A 12,173-nucleotide genomic window follows, 5' to 3' on the forward strand; every position below is an offset into this window, starting at 1 on the left:
ATATGTCAGAGAAGGCGGTGCGGCCGGAACTGGAGCTGCTGTCCGTCGGGCCGCCGTTGGGAGCAAGTGTGGATATGGCAGAGCGCATCGCTCTCATCACCGGCGTGACTGGGCAGGACGGCGCCTATCTGGCCGAATATCTGCTGTCGCTCGGCTACGTCGTGCACGGCATCAAGCGTCGCTCGTCCTCGTTCAACACCGCGCGGGTCGATCATCTCTATCAGGACCCGCATGTCGGAGACGTGCCGTTCCTGATGCATTACGGCGACATGACGGACTCGACCAATCTGATCCGCCTGGTGCAGCAGATCAGGCCGACCGAGATCTACAATCTCGCCGCCCAGAGCCACGTCGCCGTCAGCTTCGAGAGTCCGGAATACACCGCCAATGCCGACGCGATCGGTGTGCTGCGGCTGCTGGAAGCGGTCCGCATCCTCGGCATGGAGAAGGAGACGCGGTTCTACCAGGCCTCGACCTCCGAGCTCTACGGCCTCGTGCAGGAGATCCCGCAAAAGGAGACCACGCCGTTCTATCCGCGCTCGCCTTACGGCGTCGCAAAGCTCTATGGCTACTGGATCACCGTGAATTACCGCGAAGCCTACGGCATGTTCGCCTCCAACGGCATCCTGTTCAACCACGAGAGCCCGATCCGGGGCGAGACCTTCGTCACACGCAAGATCACCCGCAGCGTCGCCCGCATCGAGGTCGGCCTGGAAAACACGCTCTATCTAGGCAATCTCGAAGCCAAGCGCGATTGGGGCCATGCCCGGGATTACGTCGAGGGCATGCACATGATCCTGCAAGCCGACAAGCCCGACGATTTCGTGCTCGCCACCGGCGAGACGCGTTCGGTACGCGAGATGGTCGAGCTGTCGTTCGCGCAGGTCGGGCGCCGCATCGAATGGCGCGGCAAAGGCGTCGAGGAGACCGGCATCGATGCGAACAGCGGCAAGACGGTCGTGAAGATCGATCCGACCTATTTCCGTCCCACCGAGGTCGATCTTCTCGTCGGCGATGCCAGCAAGGCACGCGATGTGCTCGGCTGGAAGCCGAAGCGGACGTTTGCCGAGCTCGTCCAGGAGATGATGGCGAGCGATCTGGCCGAGGCAAAGCGGGACGCGGCCAGTGGTAAGCGCACCGTTTGAGCTGAAGGGCAGAAGCGTCTACGTCGCCGGCCATCGCGGCATGGTTGGCAGCGCGATCGCGCGCCGGCTTGCGCGTGAGGACGTCAAGCTCGTGACGGTGGACCGGCGCGAGGTCGATCTCTGCAACCAGGCCGCCGTGTTCGACTGGTTCGGACGCGTGCGGCCGCAGGTCGTGTTTCTCGCCGCCGCCAAGGTCGGCGGTATCGTCGCCAACAACACGCTGCGCGCCGAGTTCATCTACGAGAACATCGCGATCGCGGCCAACGTGATCCAGGCCGCGCATCAGAGCGGCGCCGAGAAGCTGATGTTTTTGGGCTCGTCCTGCATCTATCCGAAGCTGGCGGCGCAGCCCCTGCGCGAGGACTCGGTGCTATCAGGCCCGCTCGAGCCGACCAACGAGCCCTACGCGATCGCCAAGATCGCCGGTATCAAGATGGCGGAGGCCTATCGCAGTCAGTACGGGTGCGACTTCATCAGCGTGATGCCGACCAATCTCTACGGCCCTGGCGACAATTATCATCCCGAACTCAGCCACGTGGTCGCCGCCCTGATCCGCCGCTTCCACGAGGCGAAGATCGCGGGTGCCGGGAGCGTCGTGGTCTGGGGCACCGGCACGCCGCGGCGCGAATTCCTCTATGTCGACGACATGGCGGACGCCTGCGTGCACCTGATGAAGACCTATTCCGGCGCGGAGCTGGTCAACATCGGCACCGGCGAGGACATTACCATCGCCGAGTTCGCGCGTGTCGTGGCCGAAATCGTCGGCTACAGCGGCGATATCGCTTTCGATAGTTCACGCCCCGACGGTACGCCGCGCAAGCTGCTCGATGTCAGCCGTCTCGAGAAGCTCGGCTGGCGCGCAAAGACTTCGCTTCATGATGGCTTGAGACAAGCATACGAAGCATATCGGGCCGATGTGCGGTCCTTAAAATGAGCTGACCAGGAAGGATCATGATCGGTCGGCCGTTTGATCTTCGGGGCCATCAGGATCAACAGCGACAGGGCCCAAAATCGCGATCCGTTTAACAAGAATCAGTGAAGCGTCGAGGCGGGCCTTCGTAGGAACCATCACCGCCAGCACGAGTTGGCCGATTGGGTGGGCAAAACGTCATACGAGGCAGACCGTGCAAGAAGCCGTGCGGGTGGATTCCACCGCGCAAATCGCAGGCCATCCGATCCATCCGATGCTGGTGCCGATTCCCATCGCTTGTTTCGTCGGTGCTTTGCTGACTGACATCGCCTACACCGTCACCGCCGAGATCATGTGGGCTGATTTCTCCGCCTGGCTCTTGATCGTCGGCGTTACCTTTGGCGTGCTGGCCGCGATCGCGGGCCTGACTGACTTCTTGGGCAACCGTCTGGTCCGGTCCCAATTGCCCGCATGGCCGCATCTGGTCGGCAGCGCGGTGGCGCTGGTCCTGGCCATCTTCAATGCCCTGATCCACACGCGCGATGCCTGGACCTCGGTTTGGCCGACCGGGCTCATTCTCTCGGTGATCACGGTCCTGATCCTGCCGGTGAGCGGCTGGCTCGGCTGGGCGTTGGTCTATCGGCACGGTGTAGGAGTTGCGCGATGACCTCATTGTTTGCCCGCGCGCTGCTGTGCTCTTCGCTGCTATGTCTTGCCGGCTGCGATGATGGCAGTGGTGATCCCAAGGCCCAGATCGGCGCCAATCCGAAGTTGCCTGAGATCCAGCAATATCTGCTGCCGCCGATTCACATTGCACGCATCGTCGGGTGGAAGAAGGACGAGACGCCGACGGTTGCGGAAGGCTTGCAGGTCAAGGCGTTTGCGACCGGCTTGCAGCATCCGCGCTCGATCTACGTCCTGCCCAATGGCGACGTGCTGGTTGTCGAGTCCAAGGCGCCGAAGGGCGCCCCGATCAAGCGGCCCAAGGAAATCGTGATGGGCTTTGTCGAATCCTGGGCGACCTCGGGCGGTGATACCGGACCGAGCAACCGCATCACGCTGCTGCGCGACAGCAACGGGGACGGTATTCCGGACAGTCAGAGTGTCTTCCTCGACCATCTCAACTCGCCGTTCGGCGTCGCGCTCGTCGGCAATGATCTCTACGTCGCCAACACCGATGCGATCGTCAGATATCCCTATACGGAAGGCGACACAAAGATTACCGCGCCGGGCACGGTGCTGACGCCGCTGCCGGGCGGCCCGATCGATCATCACTGGACCAAGAGTCTCGTCGCAAGCCCCGACGGTTCAAAACTCTATGCCGGCGTCGGCTCCAACAGCAACATCACCGAGAACGGCATGGAGGCGGAGCACAATCGCGCCAACATTCTCGAAGTCGATCGCGCCAGTGGCCGTTGGCGGATCTTCGCAAGCGGGCTGCGCAATCCCAATGGCCTCAGCTTCGAGCCGCAGACCGGCGCGCTATGGACGGTGGTGAATGAGCGCGACGAGCTCGGCCCCGATCTCGTGCCCGATTACATGACGTCGGTGAAGGACGGCGGCTTTTACGGCTGGCCCTACAGCTATTACGGCCCGCACGTCGATCCCCGCGTCAAGCCGGAGCGGCCTGATCTCGTCGCCAAGGCCATCGTGCCGGACTATGCCCTGAGCTCGCATGTCGCGCCGCTCGGCATGGCCTTCTCCACCGGCAGCAGCCTGCCGGCGGCCTATCGTGGCGGTGCCTTCGTCGGCGAGCACGGCAGCTGGAACAGGCAGGTGCTCAACGGCTACAAGGTCGTGTACGTCCCGTTCACGGACGGCAAGCCGAGCGGGCCGGCGCAGGACGTCGTCACCGGCTTCCTCAACAGCGACAACCAGGCGCGCGGCCGCCCGGTCGGCGTCGCCCTCGACAAAACTGGCGCGCTGCTGGTCGCCGACGACAGCGGCAACACGGTGTGGCGGGTGACCGCGGCGCACCCGCAGCTCACGCAGCGATAGAGAATCTGAGGAGTTGGATGATGGGCCTTGCTCAATACGCGATCGTACCGGTTCAGGATGAATGGGGCGTGCTGCACGACGGCAACATCAACGGCAAATACGCCACCAAGGAATCGGCGTTTGAATCGGCCGTGGCAGCGGCCTCCCTGGCGCTCCGCCAGGGCCATGAGGTCCATGTCAGCGTGCCCGGCCGTGAAGCTGGCGAAAACGCGCTCGGCAGCTAGCGGGCGATCCACGGCTGCTGACTGTTGCTGACTCCGCAGCTCGCCCTGCGGGCAGCGCCCCCATGCCATTCGGAACCAACATTCCTCGACTCCCCGGTCTCCGGTTAAGACACGTCCCTCAGGCGTGACCCGCGCCTGCCGGGCAGGCGACGTTTGGAATGCGGTTTCTGAAATCTGACAGCGGGATGATCGGCGTCCTGCTGGTTCTCGCGATCACCCAGCTCATCGGATGGGCAACGATCACCCTCCCGGCCGTGGTCGGACGCGACCTTGCGGCCGATCTTGGCCTGAGCCTGCCCGCGGTGTTCGCGGGCAGTTCGGTGTTTTATGTCACCATGGGCCTTTGCGCGCCCTGGCTCGGCAAGGCTTTTGCGCGGCACGGTGCCCGCAAGGTGATGATGGTGGGCACGGTTGTTACGGTGCCGGGCTACATCGTCCTGTCCCTCGCGCATGAGCCGCTACTGTATTTTGCCGGATGGGTCCTTCTCGGCATGGGCGGCAGCGCCGCGCTGTCGACCGGCGCCTACATCATGCTCAACGAGATTGCCGGGCGGCAGGCCAAGAGTGCCATCGGTGCCTTGATGCTGGTGTCGGGCCTGTCCAGCAGCATTTTCTGGCCGGCCACTTCGTTTCTCAGCGACCATTTCGGCTGGCGCATCACATGCCTCGTTTATGCGGCGATGCTGATGCTGATCTCGCTGCCGCTGTTGGCCTTCGGCGCGCCGCGCCGTCGTCCGTTAGGGGAAGAAGCCGGCCCGGCAGCCAAGCCTTCCACGTCCTCCAAGGCGTCCGGGCTGCCGCGAAGCACGTTCAACCTCGTGGTCTGCGCGATCACGCTCAACGCCTTCGTCCAGTTCGGCCTCGGCGCCATCCTGATCGAACTGTTGCGGGCCGAAGGGCTGTCGCCGGTACAGGCGATCGCGTTCGGCTCGATGCTCGGCGTGATCCAGGTCAGCGCCCGCGGCCTCGACTTTCTCGGCGGCGGGCGATGGGACGGCATCACGACCGGGCTCGTCGCGGGCACGGCGCTCCCTCTCGCCATGCTGCTGCTGATGGTGAGCGAGGGCGCGACCTGGGCGGTCGCGGTCTTCATCCTGCTCTATGGCGCCGGCAGCGGCGCGATGGCGGTGGCCAGGGCGACGATCCCGCTCGTGTTCTACGACCAGGCCGAATTCGCCAAGGCGATGTCGATGATCGCGCTGCCGCTCAATCTGGCCTCCGCCATCTCGCCGCCGCTGCTGGCCGGCCTGCTCACCCAGTTCGGCAGCCGCGGTGCGCTCGGTCTCACCTTCGTCTTCTCCTGTGCGACGGTACTGATCCTGGTGCTGCTCGGCCGCCGGCGTCCCCAAGTGGCCGCGGCGGCCGCCACCTGAGCCGAGCCGGTAATCTTCGCAGCGCGGAATTCGCCGCCCGCGGGCGACCTCCGTTGCGGGGCGGGGGATGGCCGTATGCCCGGCGTGCAGTGCTCACGGCGCGAAAATGGTGTATCCGCAGGGAGCGCGGTCACGGTCGAAAGCCGCCGCGCCAAGATTCAGTTTCCCGGAGGAAATCGACATGTCGGCCTTGCCGCTCTCAGGCATCAAGATCCTTGACCTTACCCGCGTGCTTGCCGGACCCTTGTCCGCCCAGATGCTGGGCGATCTCGGCGCGGAGGTGATCAAGATCGAGCGGCCGGGCACCGGCGACGACGCGCGCGCGTTCGGCCCGCCTTACCTGACCGATCCCGAGGGCAAGGCCAACAACAACAATTCGTTCTACCTCTGCGCCAACCGCAACAAGAAGTCGGTCACCGTCAACATCGCCAAGCCCGAGGGGCAGGCGATCATCCGCGAGCTCGCCAAGGACGCCGATGTCTTCATGGAGAACTACAAGGTCGGCGATCTCAAGCGCTACGGCCTCGACTACGAGACCATCAAGGCGATCAACCCCGGCATCATCTATTGCTCGGTGACCGGCTTCGGCCAGACCGGCCCCTACGCGCCGCGCGCCGGCTATGATGCCATTCTCCAGGCGATGGGCGGCCTGATGAGCGTTACCGGCCACATCGACGGCGAGCCCGGCGAGGGCCCGATGAAGGTCGGCCCGTCGATCGTCGACTACATGACCGGCATGAACACCTCGATCGGGATTCTCTCGGCGCTCTACCATCGCGACGTCAATGGCGGGCAGGGCCAGCAGATCGACGTCTGCCTGTTCGACACCGTCATCGCGTCGCTGTCGCACTGGCTGCAGATCTTCCTCGTCAACGGCAAGATGCCGCCGCGGCGCGGCACCTGGGGCAATGGCGGCATGCCGGCCGGCGTGTTCCGCTGCACCGACGGCGAGCTGATGCTGGTGGTCGGCAATGACGGCCAGTTCCGGAAGACCTGTGCCGTGCTCGGCGAGCCGGAACTCGCGAACGATCCGCGCTTCATCAAGAACAACGACCGCGTCGTGCACGGCAAGGAAATCATGGCGATCTTCGCCGGCCTGTTCCTGAAGCAGCCGGTGGCGTACTGGCTGGAGAAGCTGGAGGAGGCCGGCGTGCCGTCCGGCCCGATCAACAATTTCGAGCAGGTGTTTTCCGACCCACACGTCCAGTCGCGCGGCATGCGGGTGAAGGTCGACCATCCCTTCGAGCCCGATCTGTCGCTGATCCGCAACGCGCTGACGCTCTCGGGGACCCCGATCAAGGACTACCGCGCCCCGCCGCTGCTCGGCGAGCACACCCAGGAGGTGCTTGGCGGCAAGCTCGGTTATGATGCAGGGAAGATCGAGCAGCTGAAGCAGCAGGGGATCATCTGATTTCATGACGGGCAAAACCATCATCACCTGCGCGATCACGGGCAACCTGACCAAGCCCGAGCAGTCCCCGTATCTGCCGATCACGCCCGAGCAGATCGCGACCTCCGCGCTGGAAGCCGCCGAAGCCGGCGCCGCCATCGCCCACATCCACGTCCGCGATCCCGCGACCGGTCGTCCCTCGATGGAGATCGATCTCTACCGCGATGTCGTCGATCGCATTCGCGCCCGCAACAAGAGCCTCGTCATCAACCTCACGACCGGTCCGGGCGGGCGCTTCGTGCCCTCGGTCGAGGATCCCAGGGTGGCCGGACCCGGCACCACGCTCATTCAGCCCGAAAAGCGCGTCGAACATATCGAGCTGCTCAAGCCCGACATCTGCACGCTCGACCTCAACACCATGAATTCCGGCGGCGAGGTCGTGATCAACACCCCGCGCAATGTCCGCATCATGGCCGAGCGGATGAAGGCGGCCGGCGTGCTGCCGGAAATCGAGCTGTTCGATTCCGGCGACTGCCATCTGGCGCGCGACCTGTTTGCCGACGGCACGCTGACGGGGCCGGGCCTGTTCTCGCTCGTGCTCGGCGTGAAGTACGGCTTCTCGGCCACGCCGGAGACGATGTTCTACGCCCGCAGCCTGCTGCCGCCGGGCGCGATCTGGTCCGGTTTCGGCATCGGCCGCGCCGAATTCCCGATGGTGGCCCAAGCCTGGCTGCTTGGCGGCCATGTCCGCGTCGGCATGGAGGACAATCTCTATATGTCCAAGGGCGTGCTGGCGAAGACCAACGCCGAGCTGGTCGCGCATGCCGCGAGCATCCTGAAGAGCCTGGGCGCAAGCGTCGCGACGGCAGCCGATGCGCGCGCGATGCTGGGGCTCGGCTAATCGGCATCGCATAAATCGTGACGTCAGCATGACGCGCGCGCGGCCTTATGCGAAGCTTGCGCGCAATCCCCAGATAAACCCGGTCCGTGCAGATACAGGCTTCCGCTTCGCGCGCGAGTCAGATTCGATCTCTTCACTGGGTTCGGGAGAGAGCGAATGTCCTACACGATCGGGTTTCAGGCCAAGGACCAGAAGGCAGTTCTGGCGACCGAGGCAGCAACGGCCAACCAGGCCGTCGCCATCATTGCCGCGCTGCGGCGGAGTGCCGATGAGATAAAGTTCATCCGCTCGCCGCAGGAAGGTGACATGGGTATCGAGATGCTGCTGCTGCTCGCCAAGGAAGAGGCCGAGGAGATGCCGCAGCGGGCATAACCCGTTTCCGCGACCACACTTCGATCAAAAGCGAAGCATGCCGGCTGTAATATAATGTAGCCGTCTAGCACTCTTGCTCGAACCGAAGGTGGCCGCCATGAAACGCGAAGCGCTCCGCGTCGAACCGATCTCGTCCTTTCTCGATCGCCGCAATGCGCCGGTCTCGCCGGTGACACGGGCCGGCAACATGATCTTCGTCGCCGGCCTGCCGCCGTTCGACCCCGAGACGGGTGAGATCGCGGAGGTGCCGATCGAGCGGCAGAGCGAGATCGTCATGGAGCAGATGAAGCTGTGCCTTCAGGCGGCCGGCGCCTCGCTCGACGATGTCATGAAGTGCAACGTCTACTGCACTTCGACCAAACACTTCGCCGCGTTCAACGCGGTCTATGCGCGCTACTTCCCGCACGATCCGCCGGCGCGGATCTTCGTCTGCACGCCGGAATGGTTCGGCCCCTTCGACGTCGAGATCGACTGCATCGCGATGATGTGAGGGCTAACGCGCGGCCAGCCGTGTCGGCACCTTCGCTTCCGTTCGTCCCGCCGTGAGCGCCATCGTCGCGACACTGACGACGCGCGCAACCACGTCCTCGACGTCGTCGAGATCGCATTTGCCTTCGGACAACTTCGTCAGCCGCTCGCTCTCGCGGATGGTGTGGTGCGCCATGGCGAGCGCGAAGTTCAGGCCCCAATAGATATCGACGTCACTGCGGTCGGGCAGGGCCCGTCGCATCGCGCCGGCGAATTTCCGCAAATGGTCGATCTCGCGGTTCTTGATGCGTCGGATCGGCGGCACGGATTCGATCGAGGCGCGGATCATGAAGCGCGCGGCCGTCGAGCGCTGGTTCTCCGGCCCGAGACAACCGCGCAGGGTCGGCCCGACCAGCGCGCGCAGGATCACCTCGATCGGCGCGCGGCCGCCGCCTTGCTCTTCCGCCGCCTTCAACTCGCGCAGGCGCTCGCGGTTGGTCGCGATCGAGCGGGTGACAAATAATTCCGCGATCAGTTCGTCCTTCGAGCCGAAATGATAGTTCACCGCCGCGAGGTTGACATTGGCCTCCGCGACGATGTCGCGCAGCGTCACGTCGCCGAAGCCGCGATCGGCATAGAGCCGCTCGGCGGCGGCGAGAATGGCAGACCTCGTATGATCGCTGGCCATGGATGCCCTCAGGGAGGGGAGTTGCAATTCAAACACTTGTATGAAACTATCGTTTGAAGGCCGGAGAAAGTCAATCCGCAATCGCAACTCGTTCGCAACGCGCGAGCCGGTTCCGAAGCGTCCGCAAGGCTCGCGCATCAAGGCATTCGCGCTTGCGGGCCACGCGCGGCGGGAGGACAGTCCGGTCAAACAGCTTTGCAAAGAGAGACCGAGGAGCGTCCCATGGATTTCGATCTGTCCACCAAGCAGAAGGAATGGCTCGACCGCGTGCAGTCCTTCATGACCAAGCACGTGCGTCCGGCGGTGCCGATCTATAACGAGCAGGACAAGGCCGGCGATCGCTGGAAGGTCATCCCGGTGCTGGAAGATCTGAAGAAGAAGGCCAAGGCCGAAGGCCTCTGGAACATGTTCATGCCGCCGAACGAGCATGAGGACGATGAATTCCGCGGCGCGGGATTGACCAATCTCGAATACGCGCTGCTGTCGGAGCAGATGGGCCACATCTCCTGGGCCTCGGAAGTTTTCAACTGCTCCGCGCCCGACACCGGCAACATGGAAGTGTTCATGCGCTACGGCTCCAAGGAGCAGAAGCGCAAATGGCTGCGTCCGCTGATGGACGGCGAGATCCGCTCGGCGTTCCTGATGACGGAACCCGCGGTCGCCTCGTCGGATGCGACCAACATCGAAACCAGCATCGTGCGCGACGGTGACCACTACGTCATCAACGGCCGCAAATGGTGGTCGTCCGGCGTCGGCGATCCCCGCTGCAAGATCGCGATCCTGATGGGCAAGACCGATTTCAAGGCGGCCAAGCACCAGCAGCAGTCGCAGATCCTGGTTCCGCTCGACACCCCCGGCATCAAGGTCGAGAAGATGCTGCCGGTGTTCGGCTTCGACGACGCGCCGCACGGCCACGCCCAGGTGCTGCTCGAGAACGTGCGCGTGCCGAAGGAGAACATCCTGCTCGGCGAGGGCCGCGGCTTCGAGATCGCGCAGGGCCGCCTCGGTCCCGGCCGCATCCATCACTGCATGCGCACCATCGGCAAGGCCGAGGAAGCGCTGGAGAAGATGGTGAAGCGTCTGATGTCGCGCACAGCGTTCGGCAAGAAGATCGTCGAGCACTCTGTGTGGGAGCAGCGCATCGGCGAGGCCCGCACCAACATCGAGATGACGCGTCTGCTGTGTCTGAAGGCCGCCGACATGATGGACAAGGTCGGCAACAAGACGGCGCAGGCCGAGATCGCCATGATCAAGGTCGCCGCGCCCAACATGGCGCTGAAGATCATCGACGAGGCGATCCAGGCCTTTGGTGGCGCCGGCGTTTCGGACGAAGCGGGTCTTGCCAAGGACTACGCCGGCATCCGCACGCTGCGGCTCGCCGACGGTCCGGACGAGGTGCACAATCGCGCCATTGCCAGGCTCGAGGTTCGGAAGTATGCCAACTCTCCCAAGCATTAAGCGGGAGAGTCATACGACGTTCCCGAGTTGAAGAAACGGCAGGGCATGATCCCATTCGGAATGACCGCTTGACGCAAGTGCGCCAGCGGTTACCGATTAGGATCATGCTCGACCTGAAATGGTCAGGACTGAAGAGGGAGCGTCACCGTGGCTGACGGCGTCAGGAAAGACGAAGAATTCTCGGGCACCAAGCCGGTCGAGGAGCGTCATCGCTTCGACGAGCTGCGCCTGGAAGCCTGGATGCGCGACAACGTCGAGGGTTATGAGGGCCCGCTGGTCGTGCTCCAGTTCAAGGGCGGCCAGTCCAATCCGACTTACCGGCTGAACACGCCGAAGCGTTCCTACGTGATGCGCCGCAAGCCGTTCGGCAAGCTGCTGCCCTCCGCGCACGCGGTCGATCGCGAATATCGCGTCATCGCGGCTCTTGGAAAACAGGGCTTCCCGGTCGCGCGCGCGTATGCGCTGTGCCAGGACGATGGTGTCATCGGCGCCGCCTTCTACATCATGTCGATGGAAGAGGGCCGTGTGTTCTGGGATCCGACGCTGCCGAGCCAGACGCCGGAGGATCGCCGCAAAATCTTCACGAGCAAGATCGAGACGCTGGCGAAACTCCACATGTACGATCCCGTCGCGATCGGCCTCGGCGAGTTCGGCAAGCCCGGCAATTATTTCGCGCGGCAGATCGACCGCTGGACCAAGCAGTATCGCGCGTCCGAGACCCAGCACATTCCCGAGTTCGAGAAGGTCGCCGAATGGCTGCCGAAGACGGTGCCGGAACAGGCGCGCGTCTCGATCGTCCACGGCGACTATCGCCTCGACAACATGATTTTCCATCCGACGGAACCGCGCGTGCTGGCCGTGCTGGACTGGGAACTGTCGACGCTCGGCGATCCCATGGCCGACTTCACTTATCTCTTGATGCAGTGGATCATGCCGGGCCTCGAGGGAGCCGACCTCAAGGCGCTCAACATCCCGAGCGTGGAAGAGGCTGCGCAGATCTATTGCAACGTCACCAAGATGACGGTGCCGGATCTCAACTGGTACTTCGCCTACAATCTGTTCCGCCTCGCCGGCATCACCCAAGGCATCGCCGGCCGAGTCCGCGACGGCACCGCCGCCAACGCCAAGGCGCTGGAGTCAGCCAAGCGCACCGTGCCGCTGTCGAAGGCATCGTGGGAGTATGCGCAGAAGGCGGGCGCGGTTTAGGAAGAACGAAGGCGCGGCGGTGGCCGCGCTTTTCGCGTTG

At 64.0% G+C, this 12,173-nt stretch carries 13 protein-coding genes; 12 read left to right on the forward strand and 1 reads right to left on the reverse strand.

All coding sequences use genetic code 11. The annotated features are described in order from the left end of the window. The first annotated feature begins 74 nt into the window (after positions 1 to 74). The 10 genes from gmd to FNV92_RS14310 all read left to right on the forward strand — a co-directional run bounded on the left by gmd (position 75) and on the right by FNV92_RS14310 (position 8,803). Positions 75 to 1,145 carry a GDP-mannose 4,6-dehydratase gene (gene gmd, locus FNV92_RS14265; RefSeq protein ID WP_143845937.1) on the forward strand — a complete coding sequence of 357 codons (1,071 nt, stop codon included), beginning with the start codon at positions 75 to 77 and terminating at the stop codon, positions 1,143 to 1,145. After that, positions 1,126 to 2,079 (forward strand): GDP-L-fucose synthase, encoded by a 954-nt coding sequence (gene fcl / locus FNV92_RS14270; protein WP_143845936.1) that lies wholly within the window; start codon positions 1,126 to 1,128, stop codon positions 2,077 to 2,079. The genes gmd and fcl overlap by 20 nt, the downstream gene beginning before the upstream one ends. 190 nt (positions 2,080 to 2,269) lie before the next feature. Next, positions 2,270 to 2,722 carry a DUF2231 domain-containing protein gene (locus FNV92_RS14275; protein ID WP_143845935.1) on the forward strand — a complete coding sequence of 151 codons (453 nt, stop codon included), beginning with the start codon at positions 2,270 to 2,272 and terminating at the stop codon, positions 2,720 to 2,722. Further along, complete coding sequence (locus FNV92_RS14280; protein WP_143845934.1) at positions 2,719 to 4,053, forward strand: PQQ-dependent sugar dehydrogenase; 1,335 nt, start codon at positions 2,719 to 2,721, stop codon at positions 4,051 to 4,053. Before FNV92_RS14275 ends, FNV92_RS14280 begins: the two co-directional genes overlap by 4 nt. Positions 4,054 to 4,073: 20 nt before the next feature. Continuing rightward, the gene (locus tag FNV92_RS14285; RefSeq protein ID WP_143846318.1) at positions 4,074 to 4,277 is read left to right on the forward strand and encodes a hypothetical protein; all 204 of its coding nucleotides are present in this window, start codon (positions 4,074 to 4,076) and stop codon (positions 4,275 to 4,277) included. A 158-nt stretch (positions 4,278 to 4,435) separates the two neighbouring features. Beyond that, positions 4,436 to 5,650, forward strand: a complete 1,215-nt coding sequence (locus FNV92_RS14290) for an MFS transporter (protein ID WP_143845933.1) — start codon at positions 4,436 to 4,438, stop codon at positions 5,648 to 5,650. Positions 5,651 to 5,831: 181 nt separating this feature from the next. Beyond that, positions 5,832 to 7,061: a CaiB/BaiF CoA transferase family protein gene (locus FNV92_RS14295; RefSeq protein ID WP_143845932.1), complete on the forward strand. Its 1,230-nt coding sequence runs from the start codon at positions 5,832 to 5,834 to the stop codon at positions 7,059 to 7,061. 4 nt (positions 7,062 to 7,065) lie between these two features. Beyond that, on the forward strand, positions 7,066 to 7,941 hold the full coding sequence (locus FNV92_RS14300) for a beta-keto acid cleavage family enzyme (protein WP_143845931.1): 876 nt from the start codon (positions 7,066 to 7,068) through the stop codon (positions 7,939 to 7,941). Between the two features lie 156 nt (positions 7,942 to 8,097). After that, a complete protein-coding gene (locus tag FNV92_RS14305) occupies positions 8,098 to 8,313 on the forward strand; it encodes a hypothetical protein (protein WP_015685377.1) in 216 nt (71 codons plus the stop codon). A 97-nt stretch (positions 8,314 to 8,410) separates the two neighbouring features. Next, a complete protein-coding gene (locus tag FNV92_RS14310) occupies positions 8,411 to 8,803 on the forward strand; it encodes a RidA family protein (RefSeq protein ID WP_168213719.1) in 393 nt (130 codons plus the stop codon). Between the two features lie 3 nt (positions 8,804 to 8,806). Here the strand turns inward: FNV92_RS14310 and FNV92_RS14315 are convergent, their stop codons facing one another. Next, entirely contained in the window at positions 8,807 to 9,469 is a 663-nt protein-coding gene (locus tag FNV92_RS14315; RefSeq protein ID WP_015685379.1) for a TetR/AcrR family transcriptional regulator, read from the reverse strand. A gap of 222 nt (positions 9,470 to 9,691) precedes the next feature. Here FNV92_RS14315 and FNV92_RS14320 point away from each other — a divergent pair, with 222 nt between their 5' ends. Beyond that, positions 9,692 to 10,927: an acyl-CoA dehydrogenase family protein gene (locus tag FNV92_RS14320; protein WP_041748842.1), complete on the forward strand. Its 1,236-nt coding sequence runs from the start codon at positions 9,692 to 9,694 to the stop codon at positions 10,925 to 10,927. 147 nt (positions 10,928 to 11,074) lie between these two features. Then, the gene (locus FNV92_RS14325) at positions 11,075 to 12,133 is read left to right on the forward strand and encodes a phosphotransferase family protein (RefSeq protein WP_143845929.1); all 1,059 of its coding nucleotides are present in this window, start codon (positions 11,075 to 11,077) and stop codon (positions 12,131 to 12,133) included. The last annotated feature ends 40 nt before the right edge of the window (positions 12,134 to 12,173 follow it).

This window comes from Bradyrhizobium cosmicum (assembly GCF_007290395.2).
Taxonomy (GTDB): domain Bacteria; phylum Pseudomonadota; class Alphaproteobacteria; order Rhizobiales; family Xanthobacteraceae; genus Bradyrhizobium; species Bradyrhizobium cosmicum.